This window comes from Parafrankia sp. Ea1.12 (genome assembly GCF_900465275.1).
Classification (GTDB): Bacteria; Actinomycetota; Actinomycetes; order Frankiales; family Frankiaceae; genus Parafrankia; species Parafrankia soli.
The window spans coordinates 16,013-35,993 of the sequence record NZ_UBIZ01000402.1; the positions used below are offsets into that span (position 1 = coordinate 16,013).

The 19,981-nt window shown below is 72.4% G+C and carries 19 protein-coding genes and 1 pseudogene; 11 read left to right on the top strand and 9 right to left on the bottom strand.

The genetic code is table 11. From position 1 onward, the window contains the following. The first annotated feature begins 421 nt into the window (after positions 1-421). From FMEAI12_RS40130 to FMEAI12_RS23375, 3 genes are all read left to right on the top strand, one after another. A complete protein-coding gene (locus FMEAI12_RS40130; protein WP_368672102.1) occupies positions 422-502 on the top strand; it encodes a putative leader peptide in 81 nt (26 codons plus the stop codon). A gap of 348 nt (positions 503-850) precedes the next feature. Then, positions 851-1,468 carry a cupin gene (locus FMEAI12_RS23370; RefSeq protein ID WP_112107848.1) on the top strand — a complete coding sequence of 206 codons (618 nt, stop codon included), beginning with the start codon at positions 851-853 and terminating at the stop codon, positions 1,466-1,468. Between the two features lie 81 nt (positions 1,469-1,549). Continuing rightward, on the top strand, positions 1,550-1,996 hold the full coding sequence (locus tag FMEAI12_RS23375) for a winged helix-turn-helix domain-containing protein (protein ID WP_347177286.1): 447 nt from the start codon (positions 1,550-1,552) through the stop codon (positions 1,994-1,996). Here the strand turns inward: FMEAI12_RS23375 and thpR are convergent. From thpR to FMEAI12_RS23390, 3 genes are all read right to left on the bottom strand, one after another. Beyond that, entirely contained in the window at positions 1,942-2,472 is a 531-nt protein-coding gene (thpR, locus tag FMEAI12_RS23380; protein WP_368672101.1) for an RNA 2',3'-cyclic phosphodiesterase, read from the bottom strand. The two genes, FMEAI12_RS23375 and thpR, sit on opposite strands and share 55 nt — an antisense overlap. An 83-nt stretch (positions 2,473-2,555) precedes the next feature. Continuing rightward, positions 2,556-3,119 (bottom strand): Clp protease N-terminal domain-containing protein, encoded by a 564-nt coding sequence (locus FMEAI12_RS23385; protein ID WP_071064932.1) that lies wholly within the window; start codon positions 3,117-3,119, stop codon positions 2,556-2,558. A 3-nt stretch (positions 3,120-3,122) separates the two neighbouring features. Beyond that, a complete protein-coding gene (locus FMEAI12_RS23390) occupies positions 3,123-3,350 on the bottom strand; it encodes a hypothetical protein (protein ID WP_071064933.1) in 228 nt (75 codons plus the stop codon). A 182-nt stretch (positions 3,351-3,532) separates the two neighbouring features. On the opposite strand from FMEAI12_RS23390, the gene FMEAI12_RS23395 reads away from it, so the two are divergent. After that, positions 3,533-4,546, top strand: coding sequence for a Gfo/Idh/MocA family oxidoreductase (locus FMEAI12_RS23395; RefSeq protein WP_112107850.1), 1,014 nt, complete (start codon positions 3,533-3,535; stop codon positions 4,544-4,546). Here the strand turns inward: FMEAI12_RS23395 and FMEAI12_RS39325 are convergent. The 3 genes and pseudogenes from FMEAI12_RS39325 to FMEAI12_RS23410 all read right to left on the bottom strand — a co-directional run bounded on the left by FMEAI12_RS39325 (position 4,479) and on the right by FMEAI12_RS23410 (position 6,299). Continuing rightward, the gene (locus tag FMEAI12_RS39325) at positions 4,479-5,222 is read right to left on the bottom strand and encodes an MFS transporter (protein ID WP_112107851.1); all 744 of its coding nucleotides are present in this window, start codon (positions 5,220-5,222) and stop codon (positions 4,479-4,481) included. The two genes, FMEAI12_RS23395 and FMEAI12_RS39325, sit on opposite strands and share 68 nt — an antisense overlap. 64 nt (positions 5,223-5,286) lie before the next feature. Beyond that, positions 5,287-5,805, bottom strand: a pseudogene (locus FMEAI12_RS40135) (MFS transporter); the annotation flags it as partial. A 68-nt stretch (positions 5,806-5,873) separates the two neighbouring features. After that, positions 5,874-6,299 (bottom strand): MarR family transcriptional regulator, encoded by a 426-nt coding sequence (locus tag FMEAI12_RS23410; RefSeq protein WP_112107852.1) that lies wholly within the window; start codon positions 6,297-6,299, stop codon positions 5,874-5,876. A gap of 424 nt (positions 6,300-6,723) precedes the next feature. Here FMEAI12_RS23410 and FMEAI12_RS23415 point away from each other — a divergent pair, with 424 nt between their 5' ends. The 4 genes from FMEAI12_RS23415 (at position 6,724) to FMEAI12_RS23430 (ending at position 12,019) form a co-directional block, all read left to right on the top strand. Beyond that, entirely contained in the window at positions 6,724-8,508 is a 1,785-nt protein-coding gene (locus tag FMEAI12_RS23415; RefSeq protein ID WP_112107853.1) for a sensor histidine kinase, read from the top strand. A 1-nt stretch (position 8,509) separates the two neighbouring features. After that, on the top strand, positions 8,510-9,199 hold the full coding sequence (locus FMEAI12_RS23420; protein WP_112107860.1) for a response regulator transcription factor: 690 nt from the start codon (positions 8,510-8,512) through the stop codon (positions 9,197-9,199). Between the two features lie 24 nt (positions 9,200-9,223). Beyond that, a complete protein-coding gene (locus FMEAI12_RS23425) occupies positions 9,224-10,243 on the top strand; it encodes a DUF5685 family protein (RefSeq protein ID WP_112107854.1) in 1,020 nt (339 codons plus the stop codon). 408 nt (positions 10,244-10,651) lie between these two features. Next, the gene (locus FMEAI12_RS23430) at positions 10,652-12,019 is read left to right on the top strand and encodes a citrate synthase (protein WP_020464604.1); all 1,368 of its coding nucleotides are present in this window, start codon (positions 10,652-10,654) and stop codon (positions 12,017-12,019) included. Between the two features lie 426 nt (positions 12,020-12,445). On the opposite strand, the gene serC is transcribed toward FMEAI12_RS23430, so the two are convergent. Then, the gene (serC, locus tag FMEAI12_RS23435) at positions 12,446-13,570 is read right to left on the bottom strand and encodes a phosphoserine transaminase (RefSeq protein ID WP_112107855.1); all 1,125 of its coding nucleotides are present in this window, start codon (positions 13,568-13,570) and stop codon (positions 12,446-12,448) included. Continuing rightward, positions 13,563-14,657: a citrate synthase 2 gene (locus FMEAI12_RS23440; protein ID WP_020464606.1), complete on the bottom strand. Its 1,095-nt coding sequence runs from the start codon at positions 14,655-14,657 to the stop codon at positions 13,563-13,565. The genes serC and FMEAI12_RS23440 overlap by 8 nt, the downstream gene beginning before the upstream one ends. Positions 14,658-15,122: 465 nt before the next feature. Between FMEAI12_RS23440 and pdxH the strand changes: the two genes are divergently transcribed. The 3 genes from pdxH (at position 15,123) to FMEAI12_RS23455 (ending at position 17,891) form a co-directional block, all read left to right on the top strand. Beyond that, positions 15,123-15,887, top strand: a complete 765-nt coding sequence (pdxH, locus tag FMEAI12_RS23445; protein ID WP_112107856.1) for a pyridoxamine 5'-phosphate oxidase — start codon at positions 15,123-15,125, stop codon at positions 15,885-15,887. A gap of 349 nt (positions 15,888-16,236) precedes the next feature. Then, entirely contained in the window at positions 16,237-17,007 is a 771-nt protein-coding gene (locus FMEAI12_RS23450) for a hypothetical protein (protein ID WP_071064942.1), read from the top strand. Then, positions 17,004-17,891: a L,D-transpeptidase gene (locus FMEAI12_RS23455; RefSeq protein ID WP_198541367.1), complete on the top strand. Its 888-nt coding sequence runs from the start codon at positions 17,004-17,006 to the stop codon at positions 17,889-17,891. The genes FMEAI12_RS23450 and FMEAI12_RS23455 overlap by 4 nt, the downstream gene beginning before the upstream one ends. Positions 17,892-18,444: 553 nt before the next feature. On the opposite strand, the gene FMEAI12_RS23460 is transcribed toward FMEAI12_RS23455, so the two are convergent. Then, a complete protein-coding gene (locus FMEAI12_RS23460) occupies positions 18,445-19,908 on the bottom strand; it encodes a deoxyribodipyrimidine photo-lyase (protein WP_112107857.1) in 1,464 nt (487 codons plus the stop codon). Positions 19,909-19,981: the final 73 nt, after the last annotated feature.

Here is a 19,981-nt window from a genome sequence, read left to right on the forward strand (position 1 = left end):
GCCGCCGTGCGAAGCCTGGCCGCCGTGCGAAGCCCGGCCGCCGTGGCAGGCGGGCAGCGCGCGGCAGATCCGACCGCCGGGCGATCAGGCCACGGCGGAACAGACCACAACAGGTGCACGCATCGGACGCGCGACCGGGGCGACCCACGCGCGGCGGACCGGCTTCGTCAGGAGCGGGCGGTGGCGCGACAGCGGCAGCGGGTGGCGCGACCGTAGTCGACGCAGCGCCGACGGGTGAGCAGCGGGCGGGAGGCGAACCAGGACCTGTGCGATGGCAGCGGCCGACGGGTGGGGAGAACGCAAGCTGCCACGTCGAGAACTGTGCGGAGCGCCGCTTTGTTCAGTCAAGCGGTGATAAAGTGAATCAGATCACATCATTGATCGGTTGGCGGCGATCCGCCGGCGTGTTTCCGTTGCTTCTGTGTTGAAGCCGGCCTACCTCGTGACGCGTGGGCACATCGACTTGTTGCGGGTCGCCTCCGCCGCCTGTTCGGCTTACTGACGCCGCCCGTGGCGCGCCGCGGCACGGCCCCCGCCCGCGGGCCCGTCGCCGCGATCCGGCCGCCCGCACCACGCCACCGCCCGCGTCCGTTGCCACGCGCATCACACCGCCACCAGCCATCCCGAAGTCCGGACGGTGACGTCCGGCGCCCCGCCGGTCCTGTCCGGCACCGGTGGACGGCGGCACGGGAGCATGCCCGAACGCGGCCCCGCCAGCGGGCGGGCGCGACGGTGCGGCGGGCGCGGCTGCTGGCCCGGGGCCGCCTCCAGCGGGCGCGTCCGCCGACGCGATGTGCTGCCACAGACCCGACCGACCGCACCACCGACCTCAGCACCGGAGCGCCGACCCGTGAGTGACCTGCACGTTCCGTCCATTGACGATCTTGTCCCGTCCCCCGAGGAGATCGACGCCTTTCATCGGCGGCTGCATCACATCGCGCCCTGGGCGCTCGATCCCGAGACGGCGCAGACATCCGGGATGCGGCGGCTGGCGGCGGTGAGCGCGCGCACCGTGGGCTCGTCGAAGCTGTGGATGGGCCAGACGCACGTGGCGCCGGCTACCGCGTCGGCCAATCATCACCATGGTCGGTCCGAGACCGCGATCTACGTGGTCAGCGGGCATCCGGAGTTCGTCTTCCCGGCGGACGAGCTCGCGGGGGACGACACCGGCGTCGCGAGCCACGGCGGCGCGAGCGGCGCGGACGGCGGCAACGGCAGGAGCGGCGAGAACGGTGGCGGGAGCGATTCGGGCGCTCCGCCGCGGGAGATCCGTATCCGGACCTCGCCGGGGGACTACATCTTCGTTCCGCCGTGGGTGCCGCACCGCGAGGAGAACCCGGATCCCGAGCACGAGGCCCTGGTGGTGATCGCCCGCAGCACCCAGGACGCGATCGTCGTCAACCTGCCGGACCTGCGCTGGACCGGCTCCGTCCGAACGACCAGCGAGGACATCACGGGTTGCTCGTAACAGTGACAAGGGGCTCCGGCTCCCGCCCGCTCCCCGCGAGCTCCCGGCGGCTCCTCCCGCCCCACGTCACCGCGCCCGTTCATCCCACCCGGCCCGTTCAACACACTCGTGTCATCCGACCTCGTGCCCAATCCGAATCGCCTGGAGGCGTCCGTGGCAGCCCATGCCGGCTTCGTCGCGAGTACACCCGTCAGAGGCGCCGTGGACGTCGACCGCCTGGCCTGGCAGGTCCTGGTCGACGGACGGCCGATCGACCTCACCTACCTTGAGTTCGAGGTGCTCGACTACCTCGTGCGCAACCCGGGCCGTGTGCACAGCAGGGAGGAGCTGCTGCGCGAGGTGTGGCGGCAGGATCCCGGCGCCCTCGGCGCGTCCGCCCCGCGCACCGTCGACGTCATGATCACTCGGCTACGGCGCAAGCTGGGCCGCCATCACCGGGACCACATCGAGACGGTCCGGCGGGTCGGGTACCGCTACCGGCCGGCCGGTGACGAGCCGCTCAGGTCCCACTCGCCCTCGACGCTGTAGACGGGGGACGGCCCACCGACGCTGCTCATCAGGGTCAGGGTCCGCGCCGTCCAGGCCGACGGCTTCATGATCTCGCCGAGGGCGCGGACCAGTGGTCGCAGGTCGGCGGCGGTGCCCTCGGGAACGCGGGCCAGGGTGAGGTGGGCCCGCAGCGGGCGGTCGTCGCCGCCGTCCGCGCCGGCCCGGACGGCCGCGCGGCGCACCCCCGCCGCCAGCGGCCCGAGATCGCCGGCGACCCGGACCCAGAGCACCCGGTGGCCGAAGCGGCCGGCGCCGTCGAGGCGCAGCTCGGCCGGGCCGTGCCGGTGGGCGACCCGACCGAGCCGTTCGGCGAGCGCGGGCCGCGTCCCTGGCTCGACCGGCCCGAGGAACGCCAGCGTCACGTGCCACCGCGACGGATCCGTCCAGCGAAGCCGCGGCACGCCCGCCCCCACGGCGGCGGTTGCCTCGGAGACAGTGGTGGCCAACTCGCGCACCACCTCCGCCGGTGGCAGCAGCGCGACGAAGAGCCGCTGCCGGCCCGGCCTCGACTCTGGCCTGGGCCCTGATCCCGGCACCGTCACAGTGCGGCGCGGACCTGGTCGGCTGTCAGCCCGCGCCGTTCGATCAGGCGGACCGCGATGCATGACGGGTTGCTCAGCACGCCGAGCAGCAGGTGCCGCGGTTCGATGCTCTTCGCACCGTGAGCCTGTGCCACGCGCAGCGTGCGTTCGAGCGCGCGCCTCGCCTCGCCGGCGAGACGGACCGGCCCGCGGCGCCGGAACCAGGATCGCCGCGGTGGGCGGCGGGTGAGCGTGCCACCGAGGGCGCCGTTGAGCGCGCCCTCCCCGAAGCGCTGCTCGGCGGCGCGCCGCACCGCGTCGTAGTCGACCCCGATGGAGGCGAGGGCGTCGGTGTCGAGATCACGCCCACCGAAGGAGATCACCCGCGCCCCGGCGAGCTCGCCCCGCAGGGCGGCCTCGTCCAGCCCGAGCCCGGCCAGTGCCCGGCCGACCGCGCCGCCCTCGATGGCCAGGCCGAGCAGCAGGTGCGCCGTGTGCACCCGTTCGCCGGGTTCCAGGACTGCCGCGTCGACGGCCGCCCGCACCGCCCGTCTGGACTCCTCCGTGAATCGTTCGAGCACGGTCTACCTCCCCTTCCCGAAGCGACGGCCGTACTTCTTGTGGGCGGCCTGCCGGCTCACACCGAGCACGTCCGCGATCTCCTGCCAGGACCAGGCTCTGCTCCGCGCGTTGGCGACCTGGAGCTCCTCCAGGGATTCGAGCAACGCCCGCAGCGACGCGACGGCGGCGAGCCCCACCCGGGGGTCGTCGTCGGACGCCGCGCCGGCGAGCGTCGTGGCTGTTGCACTCATGGACGTCAACTTACGTTGACATCCCTGTCGCGTCAACCTTGGTTGACACACCCGTCACGACGGGCACACCCGAGCGGCGTGGCGCGTCCTGGTCACAGCGGGCTGGTTCGAGTGGGTGGTCTGGCGACGGGATCGGCCCGACCGCCCACCGGCGGACGGCAATCGGGGGCACTATCGGAGCTGTGACGACGGTCCCCGAACTGGTGGCGCCCCGCGATCCCGGCCTGTCCAGAGCCTGGCGCTCGGACCGCCGTGCCGCCCGGCGCAGGCAGCCCGACCTCCCGGTCGCGATGGCCCTGGTCACCGACGGTTCCGAACGCTCGACGGCAGACGTCCTGCGTGACGCCGGGGTCGATGTCGTGGGGCTGCTGGCGCCGGAGCCGCTGGAGTCGCTGGCCTGGGCCGCCGAGGCGAAGGCCCCGCGCGCCTACAGCGACCTGATCGCCCTGCTGTCGGACGACATCGAGGCGGTCTGCATCGAGATGTCGCCGCCGGCGTCCGACATCGTGGCCCGCCGGGCGGCCGAGGCCGGCCTGCACGTCCTGCTCGCGAAGCCGGCCACGGCCGAGGCCGAGGCGCTGCGCGCGGTGGCCGACATCGCCGAGGACGCCGATCTCGCCCACGTCGTCGCCCTGGACGGCCGGGCGTGGCCCGCGGCGTGGCACGTCCAGGCGTCGGTGCACTCGCTGGGCCGGCTGAGCCAGATCACCGTGGTCGGCGCGCCGTCCGGGCCGATCGGCCGGGCCGAGATCATCGACCTGACGCTGCGCTGGTGCGGCGAGATCCTCGCCGTGTGCGCCGATCCCGGCAGCATGCCGGCGACCACGCTCACCCCCGACGCGCCGGTCACCCTGGCCCTGCTCGCCGCCAACGGGACGACCATCCTGATCAACGAGCGGATGGGCGGGGAGATCGCCACCGCCACGGTGACCGTCTGCGGCGAGGCGGGCCGCATGGTCGTCCAGGGGCGGCGGGTCCGCCGGCAGGACGGGACGGGCGTCCGTGACCTGTGGATGCCGACGGTGCCCGCCGAGCGGCCCGGCCTGGTCGAGGCCACTTACGACGTCGTGCGGGCCACCGAGCTGGACGACCCGGCCCTGGTGCGCGGCGCGACCTTCCACGACCTGCTCACCGCGACGCGCCTGCAGGTGGCGGCCGCGGCGTCTCACAAGCGGGGTGGCTGGGTCGAGCTTTGAGCCCGCCCACGGCGAGCCCCGGCCCCGCGGGGCCGGGGCCGGCTGCCCGTGCCGCGGCGGGCGGGCGGCGCAGGTCGAACAGCGCGACGATCGCGGCGGCGAGCAGCGAGCTCACCCCGCCGAGAGCGAGGCCGGCCCGCGGCCCGAACGCCTCACAGACCGCCCCGACGATCGGGGCGCCGATCGGCGTCGTGCCGATGAAGACCAGCAGGAACACGCCCATCACCCGGCCCCGCATGGCATCGTCGGTGCTCAGCTGCACCAGCGCGTTCGCCATGGTGCTGACCAGCAGCACACAGGCGCCGGTCGGGATGGCCAGCAGCGCGAACAGCCACAGGTTCGGCATCAGCCCGAACAGCGTCTCCGAGACCCCGAAGGCCGCCGTCGCGGCGATGAGCGTGGTGTGGCGGGGGACGTCCAGGCGCCGCGCCGACACGGCCGCGCCCGCGATGGAGCCGACCGCCAGCATCGCCGTGAGGAGGCCGTAGGTGGCCGCCGCCCCGCCGAACTGCTCGCTGGCCATCAGCGCGACCGTGACGGGGAAGTTCAGCCCCAGGGCGCCGACGATGCCCACCAGCAGGATGGGCGTGGCGATCTCGCGGTGCCGGACGGCGTAGCTCAGCCCCGCACGCAGCTGCCCCCCGGGCCCGCTGGACGGGTCGGGCCGGCAGGAGATCCCCGGTACGGATGCGCGCCAGGCCGGTCAGCACCGCGGCGAACGACAGCGCGTTGAGGCCGAACACCCAGGCCGCGCCGGGCATGGTGCCCGCGATGCCGATGAGCCCGCCGGCCGCGGCCGGTCCGGCGATCCGTCCCGCGTTGAAGATCATGCTGTTCAGCGCGACGGCGTTCGGCAGCAGCGGGGCGCCGACCATCTCGACGATGAACGCCTGCCGGATGGGAGCGTCGAAGGAGGTCACCACGCCGAGCAGGCCCGAGAGGACGAAGAGCATCGGCATGCGCAGCGCCCCGGAAGCGATCAGCGCGCATGCGGCGACGGACAGCACCGCCGCCGAGCTCTGGGTGATCAGCAGCAGCCGCAGCTTGGGGAACCGGTCGGCGACGACGCCGGCGTAGAGCCCGAACAGCAGCATCGGGCCGTACTGGAGCGCCAGGGTGATCCCCAGCTCCGTCCCGCCGCCGCCGAGGGCCAGCACCAGCCAGTCGAGCGTGGTCATGCCCATCCACGTCCCGATCAGCGAGACCAGCTGGCCGGATGCGAAGAGGCGGAAGTTGCGGACCGACAGCGACCGGAACATCCCCACGGCTACCGGACCATTCCCATGGCTACTGCGGCGTCCCCATGGTTACCGGAACATCCCCACGGCTACAGGCCGGCCAGGCGGTCCAGGATCGGGGCGGCGATCCGCAGCGCGTCGGACTCGGCCGGGGAGAGATCCACCAGGCGCTCGGCCAGCCACTCGTCACGGCGGCGGCGGTCCGCGGCGAGCAGCTCCCGGCCGGCCTCGGTGACCTCGGCGATCACCTGCCGGCCGTCGGAGGGATGCTGACCACGATGGACGAGACCGGCCTCGGACAGGGTCGCGATCACCCGGGTCATGGACGGTGGTTGCACCCGCTCGTGCGCCGCCGCCTCACCGAGCGTCATCGGCCCATGCCGGGCGAGCGTGGCGAGCGTGGCGACCTGGGTCGGGGTCAGCGTGCTGGAGCGTTCCTGACGCATTCGCCGGGAGAGCCGCATGACCGACAGGCGCAGGGTGGACGCGAGCTCCGCCGCGCTCACGCTCTCCATTTCTCGAAAGTACTCGTTAGCATCGCTAAACTTCAAGAGCGATTAGGACGTCCATTTCACCTCGCGGCCGAGGGGGCCCGCGACCGGGAAATCGGCGCCCTCTCCGCGGCAGATCGCCCCGCCCCGCCCCGCCGGGACGGATGAACGAACGAACCGACCGGACAACAGGCGGGGCACACGCGCGGAGCGTCGAGAGCCGGCCACCCCCCGGTAGCGTCCGGCCCCCGACGGTCCGGGACACCCGCTCACGGCCACGCGGCGAGTCGGCTCCACTATTCACCGACACGACACAGCCCCGCTTCGGGGAGACCTCCAAGGTTGCGGGGTAGTTCCCACCTCGATGCCTGGGGGGTAACCCTCAGGCCGAAGGGCCTGGTGTGTAACCCTTGTCGAGTGAGATCGTCGCGATCGGTGGTGGCCTGAGGTGCCGCATCCGTTCCTGCCGCGACCCCTGACCCGAATCGCCGCCAGGCACCGTTCCGCCGTCCTGACCACCGCGGGCGTCACGACGGTCGCGATCACCGTCGCGGCCCAGTGGCCGGCGTGGTCCACGACGCCGTTCGCCGCCGCGCTGAACGTCCTCGTCTCCCTCACCTTCGTCCTCACCGGGCTCCTGCTCCTGGACGAGGACGCCCTCGGCAGCGTGAGCAGCGCGTTCATCCTCGGCGGGGTGCTCTGGACGGCGTCCTGGGTGGCGACCTGGGAGGCCGGCCCGTCCGCTGCGCTCTCCTCGTTCGCCTACAACCACTTCTGGGTCTGCCTCGGCTGGGGCGTGCTTCGATACCCGTCAGGGCGTCTGCACGACACCAGTGAACGAGTGCTGCTCGGCACCGCCGTCGCGGTGATCCCGGTGGGCAACCTCGTGCTGATCGCACTGTCCCGCCCGGAGTCCTTCGGCTACGCCCCCGGCGTGTGGTGGTACGGCTCCGCGATCGACGCGGGCGTGTTCGGCATCGTCGTGCACACCCTCGACGCACTGAGCCTCGTGGTCGTCGTCGCCTTCGGCCTGGCCATCGCCCGGCGCTACCGGCGGGCCTCCGCGCTGGAGCGGCGCACCCTCGGGCCGGTCTCCCTCTGCGTGCTCACCGCCTTCACCATCGCCGCGGTGGTGAACCTGTTCGTCCACTACCCGCAGGGCGCCGAGGTCGATCCGGTCTTCATCCCGATAGCGCTGGCGTTGTTCGCCATCCCGGTGGCCTTCGCCGTGGCCGCTGTGCGCCGCCATCTCGCCCGGGCCCGCATCGCCCAGCTGCTGAGCGGGCTGAGCACGCCGCCGACGCCGGCGGCCGTCCGCGAGGTGCTGCGGGCGGCGGTCGGCGACGACGGCGCGGAGCTCTACCTGTGGATGCCCGAACGCGGCTTCCACGTGAACGCCGACGGCCTGCCGGCCGTCCCGCCCGCGGCGGGAGGCACCCAGCTCGCGCTGCCCGTCCACACCACGGCCGGCGCGCCGCTGGCCGTGCTCTCCGCGCACTCGTCGCTGGAACGCGACCGCGACCTGGTCGCGGTCGCGCTGAACGCCAGCGCCATCGCGCTGGAGAACGCGCGGCTGCACGCCACGGTGACCACCCAGCTCGACGCCGTCCGCGCGACCCGGACCCGACTCGTCGAGGCTGGGCTCGCCGAGCGCCGGCGGATCGAGCGCGACCTGCACGACGGCGCGCAGCAGCGGCTGCTGGCGCTCTCGGCCCGGCTCGGGCTCGCCCGGGAGCAGTCCACCGACCAGGCCACCGTCGCCGCCCTCGATGGAGCCCGGGAGGACCTGCGCGCGGCGCTCGCCGAGCTGCGCGGACTCGCCCGCGGCATCCATCCGCCCGCGCTGAGCGAGAGCGGACTGAAAGCGGCACTCGAGAACGTCACCGAGGCGCTTCCTGTGGATGTCGACCTTGATGTGCCTGACGATCGATTCGATACCACGCTGGAGACCACGGCGTACTACACCGTGAGCGAGGCTCTGGCGAATACCGTCAAACACGCGGATGCCAGCCATGTACGGGTAACGGTCAAAATGCTCGGCGGCCAGTTCCTCATCCAGGTGACCGACGACGGGAAGGGCGGTGCGGCCATCAGCGACGGCGGCGGAATCGCCGGCCTCGGCGACCGGGTCCGCGCACTCGGCGGCGAGTTCACGCTGTCGAGCCCGCAGCGCTGCGGCACCCGGCTGACGGCGAGCATCCCGTGGAGCAGCGACGCACGAGGTGGGCGGTGACATGCGGGTAGCGATAGCGGACGATTCAGCGCTGTTCCGGGAAGGCCTCGCGATGCTGCTCAACGCGGCAGGCGTGCAGGTCATCGCGCAGGCCGCCGAACCGGACAAGATCCTCGCACACATCGCCGACGAACCTCCCGACGTCGTCATTCTCGACATGCGCATGCCGCCGACCTTCACCAACGAGGGGCTCGTCACCGCCGAGCGGATCCGTGGCCTGCACCCCGGGGTCGGCGTCCTGGTGCTCTCCACCTACGCGGACATCCGCTACGCGGTCCGCCTGCTGGGCGACGGACGCGGCGGCACCGGCTACCTCCTCAAGGACCGCGTCGAGGATGTCGGCAACCTCCTCGACGGCCTGCGCCGGATCGCGGACGGCCGTCTCGTCGTGGACGAGGAGATCGTCGCCGGCCTGCTCACCCACCGCCGCAAGGCCGAGGCCCTCGACCGACTCACCAGGCGGGAGCGCGCCGTCCTGCGGGAGATGGCGGAGGGCCGCTCCAACGCCGGGATCGCGGTACGCCTGCACCTGGCCGCGAAGACGGTGGAGAACCACGTCGCGAGCGTGTTCACCAAGCTCGAGATGCCGGTCTCCGGCGACGACAACCGCCGGGTGCTCGCCGTACTCGCCTGGTTGCGGTCGTCGGGCGGCGTCGTCCCGCGCTCGCCGGAGGGCCCGCCAGCGCCGTAGAGTCCGCCGCCGTAAGGTCCCAGCGTGTTCGGATTGATCCGGCCATGCCGGGGTCGTCTCGGTGCCGCGGCGCACGAGCTCTGGTCGGCGCATCTCTGCGGGCTGTGCCTGGCGCTGCGGGACACCGCCGGCCAGCCGGCCCGGCTCGCGACAACCGGCGACGGCGTCGTCCTCTCGCTGCTGGTGGCCGCTCAGCGCCCGGCTGCCGCCGCGCGCCGGACAGCCGGCCCGTGCCCGCTGCGGGCCATGCGGACGGCGCGGGTCGTCACCGCCGAGGATCCGGGAATCACCCTGGCGGCCTCGGCGTCACTGGCCGCGGCGGCGGCACGCATCCACGACCACGCCCGGGACGGCGACGGCCTGGCCGGCACCCGGCTGTTGCGCGCCGGCGCCGCTCGCGCCGCGGGCGCGGCCGACCGCGCCGCCGACCGCGCCGGGCGCCGCGTCGGCTTCGACACCACGGAGCTCGTCGAGTCGGTGCACCGCCAGTTCGCGCTGGAGACCGCGACCGCCGGGACCGCTGGCCGTGCAGGGATGCTGCTCGCGCTCACCGCCCCGACCGAGGCCGCCGCGGCGGCGGCGTTCCGCCACTGCGCCGAGCTCGCGGAACGTCCGGAGAACGCCGGGACACTGGCGGAGGCCGGCCGGCTCTTCGGCCGGCTCACCCACCTCCTGGACGCCGTGACCGACCGCGCCGCCGACGAGAGGGCCGGGCACTGGAACCCGCTGACCGCCAGCGGCACCACCGACGCCGCGGCGCGGTCGCTGTGCCTGGACGCGCTGACCGGGCTGCGCCTGGCGGTCGACGAGCTCACGCTGGTCCCGTCCGCGGACGCGGCGCTGCTGCGTGTGCTCCTGGTGGACGAGCTCACGCATTCGGTGACCCGCACGTTCGCCGGTACCGCGCCGGCGGAGGGTGGCGGCTGGTGGCGCCGCCGGCGCGCCCGGCGCCGGGCGCGCCGGCGAGCACGGCGGCAGGAGAGCTGGTGCGAACGCTGCGGAGACTGCTGCGATGCGTGTGAGGTCTGCGACTGTGGGTGCTGAGATCGCGGTTGATCCCGGGACCGGTCGGTCACGGCTGGCACCCCCGGCCGGCACCCCCGACCGATGATGTGTGACCAATCTCGCTAAATTGGCGGCCGCCGTTGGTGTTGGCCGGGCCTGGTCTCCTCGGGACACCTCTGACAGCCGCGACCGGCGCGTCCGAACGTGCCCAAATCAGGCTGTCCCTTACCAGGAGGGGCAACGATGATGCCACCCGCAGGTAGGAGGCATAGAGGGTGGCACAGCACACGTGGGACGGAGGCCACCGATCACGCGCATGTGATGGCCCGAACCGCGAGACTTGGGGACAACCGAACCAGTGAACCGGCGAGAGCGCTCCGAACCGGGCGCGCGCCCGAAGGTGGCCGACGCCGTCACCCGGCAGTGCCATGGCGAGAGGAGCCCGGCGTGACCGAGCAGGTCAGTAGCCTGACTGTCACCGACAACCGCACCGGTCGGACGTACGAGGTACCGGTGGCTGACGGCACGATCCGCGCCAGTGCGTTCCGTGCCATCAAGGTCGATGACGACGACTTCGGTCTCATGGCGTACGACCCCGCCTTCACCAACACGGCCAGCTGCCGCAGCGCGATCACCTACATCGACGGTGACGCCGGCATCCTGCGCTACCGCGGTTACCCGATCCAGGAGCTGGCTGAGAAGAGCAGCTTCCTCGAGGTCGCCTACCTGCTGCTGGCCGGCGAGCTCCCCACCTCGGACGAGCTCTCCACCTGGGAAGACGAGATCACGCACCACACCCTGGTGCATGAGTCGATCAAGAAGTTCATCGACGGCTTCCACCACGACGCCCACCCGATGGGCATGCTCGTGTCGACCGTCGGCGCGCTGTCGACCTTCTACCCGGACGCCAAGACGATCGACGACCCCGGCCTGCGCCGGCTGCAGATCGTCCGGCTCATCGCGAAGATCACCACCCTGGCGGCGTTCTCCTACCGGCACTCGGTCGGTTTCCCGTACGTCTACCCGGATAATGATCTTTCGTACGCCGGCAACTTCCTCAACATGATGTGGAAGGCCACCGAGCTCAAGTACGAGCCGGACCCGAACCTCGAGCACGCCCTCGACGTGCTGTTCATCCTGCACGCCGACCACGAGCAGAACTGCTCCGCCAACGCGATGCGGGCCGTCGGCAGCTCCCAGGCCGACCCGTTCTCCGCCGCGGCCGCGGCGATCGCCGCGCTCTACGGCCCGCTGCACGGCGGTGCCAACGAGCAGGTCCTGCGGATGCTCGCCGACATCGGCTCGGTCGAGAACATCCCCGCCTTCATCGCCCAGGTGAAGGACGGCAAGAAGAAGCTCATGGGCTTCGGCCACCGGATCTACAAGAACTACGACCCGCGGGCCCGGGTGATCCGCCAGGTCGCCGACGAGGTCTTCAAGGTCACCGGGACGAACCCGCTGCTCGACCTCGCGATGGAGCTCGAGCGGATCGCCCTCGAGGACGAGTACTTCATCTCGCGCAAGCTCTACCCGAACGTGGACTTCTACACCGGCATCATCTACCAGGCCATGGGCTTCCCGGTGGAGATGTTCCCGGTGCTGTTCGCGATCGGCCGGATGCCGGGCTGGCTGGCCCAGTGGGAGGAGGGCCTGCTCGACCCCGAGCAGAAGATCGCCCGTCCGCGCCAGCTCTACATCGGCTACGACGAGCGCCCCTACGTCCCGATGCACGTCCGCTCCGCGGCCACGGACGCCGAGACCGACCCGATCGCCGCTCAGGCCGCGCAGGCCGCCCCCAGCCGCCCGCTGCGCTGACTTTTTCAGTCAGTCAGGGTTTTCAAGGGCCAGGGCGCGACGGCCGTTGGCAGGGCCGTCGCGCAGGACTAGCTCTCCACCGGCCCGCACACGTTCCACGGACCCGGGTGCCCCGCTCCCGGGTCCGTGGCGTTCGGGCCCGTCCCCATTCTCGCCCTTTGGTATCTCCCTCGCCGTTTCGGGGGTCGATGTCGGCGGATTCCATTCCGAAAGGGCGAGAACGAAACCAAAGGGCGAGCAGGCTGGCTGAAATGCCCGACTCGATCCGTCATACCTGGAGCCAGTGATTACCCGGCCGGAGTCCCGGAGCCGGCTCTGCCAAGCGATCGGGCCGAGGAGACACGTTGTCTCCTCGGCCCGATATCAGCACTCAGGTGCCAACCTCACGGCCGAACGCATCGGCCCCGGGAGGCGGCCCCGTCCCGGCTACAGGCGCTCGACCACGTGGTCGATGGCGCTGGTCAGGGTCTCGACGTCCGACGGCTCGACCGCGGGGAAGCAGGCCACCCGGAGCTGGTTGCGTCCGAGCTTGCGGTAGGGCTCGACGTCGACCACGCCGTTGGCGCGCAGCACCTTGGCCACCGCGGCGGCGTCGACGCCCTCGAAGTCGATCGTGACGACGACCTGCGAGCGGTGCGCCGGGTCGGTGACGAACGGCGTCGTGTACGGCGTCTTCTCGGCCCAGTTGTACAGGATCGAGGAGGACTCTCCGGTGCGGCGCACACACCAGTCCAGGCCGCCGTTGCCCAGCATCCAGTCGAGCTGCTCGGCGAACAGGAACAGCGTGGACACGGCCGGGGTGTTGTAGGTCTGGTCCTTCGTGCTGTTGTCCAGTGCGGTCGTCAGGTCCAGGAAGGGCGGGATCCAGCGGTCCGTCGCCGCGATCTCGCCGAGCCGGGCGATCGCCGCCGGCGACATCAGGGCCGCCCAGAGCCCACCGTCGGAGGCGAAGCACTTCTGCGGCGCGAAGTAGTAGACGTCCACCTCGGTGAGGTCGACGGGCAGGCCGCCGGCGCCCGAGGTGGCGTCCACCAGGTGCAGCGCGCCCGCGTCGGCGCCGACGGGGCGGCGCACCGGCCGGGCCACGCCGGTGGACGTCTCGTTGTGCGGCGTGGCGTAGACGTCGACGCCGGGCTCGGGAGCCCAGTCCGGGTGGGTACCCGGCTCGGACCTGACCACCGACGGCGCGGCCAGGAACGGGGCGCCCTTGGTGGTGTCGGCGAACTTGCCACCGAACTCGCCGAAGACCAGGTGCTGGGAGCGCTCCCGCACCAGGTTGAAGGCGGCGGCGTCCCAGAACGCGGTGGCGCCGCCGATCCCGAGGACCACCTCGTAGCCCTCGGGAAGGGAGAACAGGTCGGCCAGCCCGGTGCGGACCCGTCCGACCAGGTTCTTCACCGGCTTCTGCCGGTGCGAGGTGCCGAGGAGGGAGGCCCCGCTCGCGGCGAGAGCCTGCACGGCTTCGGCGCGGACCTTGGAGGGCCCGCAGCCGAACCGACCGTCGACCGGGCGCAGTGAGTCCGGCAGGACGATCGTCGGGGCGTCAGGCATGGACATCCCCCAGCGGCCTCGGCGCGGGGCCGACGTAGCGGGCGGACGGGCGGATGAGCCGGCTGGTGCGCTGCTGCTCCAGGATGTGAGCGCTCCAGCCCGCGGTGCGGGCACAGGTGAACATGGACGTGAACATATGAGCCGGCACCTCGGCGAAGTCCAGCACCACGGCCGACCAGAACTCGACGTTCGTCCGGAGGGGGCGGTCCGGGTAGCGGTTGGTCAGCTCCTCGATCGCGGCCGCCTCGAGGGCCTCGGCCACTTCGTACCGGGTCGAGCCCAGGTCGCGGGCGGTGCGGCGGAGCACACGGGCGCGCGGGTCCTCGGCGCGGTAGACCCGGTGCCCGAAGCCCATGAGGCGCTCCTTGCGGTCCAGGGCGCGGCGGACGTAGCCGACCGGGTCACCGGTGCGCTCGACCTCGTCCAGCATCGCCAGCACGCGGGACGGCGCCCCGCCGTGCAGCGGCCCGGAGAGCGCGCCCACGGCCGCGGACAGCGCCGCGGCGACGTCCGCCCCGGTGGAGGCGACCACGCGGGCGGTGAAGGTGGAGGCGTTCAGGCCGTGCTCGGCGGCGGACACCCAGTAGGCGTCGACGGCCTGGACGTGCTTGGGGTCCGGCTCGCCGCGCCAACGGATCATGAACCGCTCGGTGATGGTGCGGGCGCGGTCGACCTCCTTCTGCGGCACGGCGGGCTGCCCGAGGCCGCGAGCCGCCTGCGCGACGAAGGAGAGTGCCATCACCGATGACCGGGCGAGGTCCTCACGGGCCTGCTCGGGGGCGATGTCGATCAACTGGCCGAAGCCCCAGTACGGGGCGAGCATGGCCAGCGCGCTCTGGACGTCCACCCGGATGTCGCCGGAGTGCACCGGCAGCGGGAACGGTTCGGCCGGCGGCAGTCCGGGTTCGAACGACCCGTCGACGAGCAGGCCCCATACGTGGCCGTAGTCGACCTTGCCGACGAGATCCTCGATGTCGACGCCGCGGTAGCGCAGCGCGCTGCCTTCCTTGTCCGGCTCGGCGATCTCGGTCTCGAAGGCGATCACGCCCTCCAGGCCCGGCTTGAAATCGCTTGTCTTCTCGGCCATCGAGTCCGGATCTCCGCTTCTGTCTCGGCCGGCCACGGGACGGGCCCTGCCGGGACCGGCCGACCGCGGCAACCGCGTGGCCGGCCAAGCTGCACGCCGACACAGCGGTCGTCGTGCCGTCCCGTTCCGCCGCTGTCCCGATACGCCGGATTCGCCCGTCGTTCGGTCGTCTCTCGCGCCCCACAGTCCTGCCACGACAGTCCTGCTACGACAGCTCTGCCTGCTACGACAGCTCTGTCCTGCCACGACAGTCCTGTGTTAACGGCGCAATCGTCCGTCTGCATCCTGCCCTGTCAGACACGGCAACGCCACCGGACGGGGCGTGATGAGTCGCGTTCCGCACGGCCCGGCATCGCCTGTGCCGGGGCGGTTGCCGTGGTTTCGACCGATCACCTGGAGCAGGACCGTCCGAGGTGATGCCAGTCACATCGACGCAGGGTGCCACCGGGCTGCCAGGATCGGGGCATGGCCGCCCATCCGCCCGTGCACGAACCGCCCGTGCACGATCCGCCCGTGCCCGACCCGGCTGTGCAGCGGCGCGGCTACCACCCGGGCCGGTTCGACGAGCGGATGCTCGCTCCGACATGGCTCGAACAGTTTCAGGAATGGTTCACCGACGCCTCGGCCCCGGGGGCGGGGATCCGCGAGCCCAACGCGATGATCTTCTCCACCGCCGACGAGGCCGGGCGGCCGAGTTCCCGCACTGTCCTGATGAAGGGGTTCGACGCACGCGGATTCACGCTGTTCACGAACTACACCTCGACGAAGGCCCGCGAGGCCGCGGCGAATCCGTACGGGTCGTTGCTCTTCCCGTGGTACCCGCTGGAACGCCAGGTGATCGTCGCTGGCTCGATTGAACGCGTGTCACGGGCGGAGAGCGAGACCTATTTCCGGTCCCGGCCGCGGGGATCTCAGCTCGGGGCGTGGGCGAGCCACCAGTCCCAGGTGATCGACTCGCGCGCGGTACTCACCGAGCGGCTCGCCCGGCTGGGACAGAGGTGGCCGGCCGCCGAACCGGTGCCGACTCCCCCCTTTTGGGGGGGACTGCGGCTCGTCCCGACCTCGATCGAGTTCTGGCAGGGGCGCCCGGACCGCCTCCACGACCGTCTGCGCTATCGCCTAACCACTCTCCGTCGATCCTCCGGCACCACACCGGACGCCGGGCCGGGCGGCGCACCGAGCAGGCCCGCCGACGCCCCGGGATGGGTCATCGAGCGCCTGGCGCCCTGAAGGCAGGCGAACCGGTCTATATCGTCACAGTGTCCGAAATGCCAGCACTGTCATTCCAGGGTGACGGGCCGGCGGGCGCGCGGCCGCGATCCCGATTTGGCGACGGAGGCACGACACCGCCGGGGCGATACGCGATTAACACTGACGAACACCCAACGTTCCCGCTACGCCAGACCCGCCCACCTCGTGACGAACCAGGCATTGGTACCTTCCTGCGTGCAGTCATAACTGATCGGCAAACGCTGATCCGCGCCCTGCGTCGACGCGCCGCCCTCCGGCCCGTCGACGCTTCGGCGGGCGCCGACGGCGGGTGTCGCGGCGACCCGTCACAGTCGAGGGAGACGGATTCATGCGGATCACAAGAATGCGGGCCATGGCGGCCGGCGTTCTCGGCGCGGCCCTGATCTCAGTGGCCACGCCGGCCTCAGCAACCACACCGGAACCGACCCCGACGACGAGCGCCACGCCGACCGCGACGCCGACCCCGGACACGACCGGCGACATTCTCGGCGGCGCCCCGACGCCCACCGGCACTCCGACAGCCGAGGCCACGGCGAGCCTCGACCCGAGCGCCACGCCGAGCGTCGACCCCTCCGCCACGGCCAGCGCGGACCCGAGCGCGACCCCCGGCGTCGACGTGACCACCACGACGACCGGCACGCCCTCGCCCACCCCGAGCTCGGGGACGGGCGACCCCATCCTCGACGGGTTCCTGTCGCTGCTGCCCTTCAAGGTGCCGCTCGACAAGGAGATCGACGGCATCGAGGACTTCGACGTGAACCCGCTCGTCCTGACCTTCACCTGCGGCGCCCCGGGCCCTGAGTGGACGCTGCGGAACACCTCCGACAAGGCCCTCGGCTTCGGCTGGTTCGACACCAGCCTCGGCGCCGGGATCTCGGAGATCGGCCCCGGCCAGAGCCTGCCGCTGCAGACCCACGCGATGGCGGTCATCGCCTCCCCGTGGGACGCCGAGACCGGTTACCTCCTCGTGACCGTTCCGACCGTGGGCGTCTCGGACTGCGCCGGGACGGCCCCGCCGGTCGATCCCCAGGTCTCGCTCCCCGTCGCCGACCCGGCCGTGGCTACGGCGGTGCGGGCCGAGCCTTACTACACGAGATGACCAGCGGCGCCGGCATGACCACCCACGTCGCGACTCCTCGCCACGACGCGACGTCCAACCGCGGCCCGCTGCCCGGCCACGATCCGGCACCGGGTGGTGACAGTCTGGCCGAGGAGCGCCGGCCGGGACGTCGCGGTCTGGCCCGGGTGGGCACGGCGGCGCTGGCCGTCGTGCTCGGCGGCGTGATCCTCACCGGCTGCGGCGGGGACGACTCGACCGCGGCGTCCGGCCAGGTCCCGGAGCCGGTGCGCAGCCAGCTCGCCGCCGTCGCCGGCCTCGGGCAGGGCGCGAGCACCGTCGTGACCGCCACCGGCGCGAGTGTCGACGTCTACCAGGCGCCGAACGCGGCGAAGCCGACGTCCAGCCTGTCGAACCCGAACGAGAACGGCGCGCCGCGGGTCTTCCTCGTCCAGGCGAAAATGCCGGGCTGGTGGCAGGTTCTGCTGCCCGTCGAGCCCAACGGGAGCTCGGGCTGGGTGAAGGCCGAGCAGGTGACGGCCAGCCAGACGCCCTACCGGATCGTCGTCGCCCGCGGCGCGCACAAGCTGCGGCTGTACAGCAACGACAAGATGATTGCGGAAGAGTCGGTGGCGATCGGCACCACCGACACCCCGACGCCCGGCGGGCGCTTCTTCCTGATGGAACTGCTGAAGCCCAGCAACCCGGGCGGCCCCTACGGGCCGTACGCCTTCGGGCTCAGCGGCTTCTCCACCAGCCTGGACTCGTTCGGCGGCCGGGACCCGGTGATCGGCATCCACGGGACGAACGAGCCCGGTTCGATCGGCCGGGACGTCAGCCACGGCTGCATCCGCCTGAGCAACGACGCGATCACCCGACTGGCCCAGACCGTCCCGCTGGGGACACCGGTGGAGATCATCGCCTAGGGCTTGGTGTGGTCTTCTCCGTGCCGCGGGTCGCGGGGGCGCGTGGGTCGGCGCAGCGTGGCGCCGCACTGCATGCTGCGCCGGGCCGGATGCCGCGCGGGGCCGGCCTGGACCTGCGCGATCGCTCGTCCGGCCCTGGACGGGGCCGACGATCTCTTGAATCCGCAGGCTTGCGGGCGGGATCGCCTCGGGCCGCGACCGTGTGGCCCAGCGCCCCCTCCGAGCGCGGACAGACACGGCCGCGACCTCCGTGACGCGCCGGTACGGGCTGCCCTCCACATCCCGCACCGGCGCGACCACGTCCGGCGGAGCCCGTCACCTCCCCACCGGTCGGACGGGCGAGGAGTCGAGCCCGCCGTCTCCCTGCCCACATCAAGGGTGGCCAATCCCCACGGCGGGAACCGGCGGTCCGCAGAATCGGGCGCTGTCGGATAACCGACACGACCTTCACTTGCGGCACGACCAGTCGGCCCGATAGTGGGGCGAACCTGGCGATCCGCCGCGGACCCGCCCGGCCCGGTGGTGCCCGAGCCGGTCATGCCGGTTAAGCCGGTTAGTCGTGGTGTCGGGCTCGGGCGTGGCGGTCGAGGGCCTCCCGGCGTTCGACAGCGTGATCGACGACTGGGCGTGGGTAGCCGTTCGGCGGGCCGGCCGGGAGTTTCCACGGTTCGTGCACCGCGTCGGGCGGGAGGCCGCGCAGTTCGGGGACCCATCGGCGGATGTACTCCCCGGCGGGATCGAACTTGCGCCCCTGCGAGACGGGGTTGAAGACCCGGAAGTACGGGGCGGCGTCGGTTCCGGTGCCGGCCGTCCACTGCCAGCCGTGGTTGTTGGACGCGAGGTCGCCGTCGACGAGGCGCTCGAGGTACCAGCGGGCGCCGTGCGTCCAGTGGACGTGCAGGTCCTTGCAGACGAACGAGGCCTCGATCATCCGGACCCGGTTGTGCACCCAGCCCTCGGCGAGGAGCTGGCGCATGCCGGCGTCGACGATCGGGTAACCGGTGCGGCCCCACTTCCACGCCTCGAAGGTGTCACCGGGAGGCTCGTAGGCCAACGCGGCCAGGGTGTCGGTGAGGTCGGTCCGGGCCGACGAGGGGGTGCCGGCGAGGACGTCCGCGTAGAACTCCCGCCAGGCGAGCTCGGAGCGGAACTTCTCGGCCGAACCGGCCAGCCCGCCGCCCCCGCCAGCCGCACCGGCCCCGCCAGCGCCGCCAGCCCGGCTGGCCCCGGACCAGCCGGGTACGGCGTCTCCCGATTCGCTCGCCGTGGCCGTGGCCGTGGCCGTGGCCGTGCGCAGCGCGTCGAGGACGGTGCGCGGGTGGATGCAGCCCCATTTCAGGTAGGGCGAGAGGCGGGAGGTGACGGCCGCGGCCGGCTCGTCGCGGTGCGCCGCGTAGCCGGCCAGCGATTCGGTCAGGAAGGCACGCAGGCGCTCGTGTGCGGCGTGTTCGCCGGCCGGGGGTAGCTCGGTGCCCCCGAGCTCCGGATCCGCCGGGATCGGTTCGCTGCCGCCGTCGAGGTCGGCGGGCTGGAGCCAGACCGGATCCGCCGGGATGGCCGGCCCGCGCCAGCCGTGTTCCTTCCAGGCCCGGTAGAAGGGCGTGAACACCCGGTAGGACGTCCCGTCGGCCTTGCGCAGGCGGCCGGGCGCTACCGCGTAGGGCGAGCCGGTGCGCACGAGCTGCCGGCCGTCCGCGGCCAGGGCGCGTTCCACGAGTTTGTCACGGCGGGAGCCGTACGGACCGTGGTCGGCCGCGAGGTGGACAGCGTCCGCGGCGATCTCGCGGGCGAGCGCGGGAACGACGTCCACCGGGTCTCCGGTGCGCATGCACAGCCGGCCGCCGAGCTGGGCGTCCAGGTCGCGCAGGCACCGGTGGAGGAACGCCAGGCGGACGGGACCGGACGGGCGCCGCAGCGCGTCGTCGAGGACGAAGAGAGCCAGCACCCGGCCGGACTCGGCGGCGGCGAGCAGCGCCGGGTTGTCGTCGAGGCGGAGGTCACGGCGAAGCCACCACACCGCCTGCGTCGAGGGGGGCGAGCTCATCCGACGGACGGTAGCCCGTCACCACGGGTCACCAACGGAGACCACT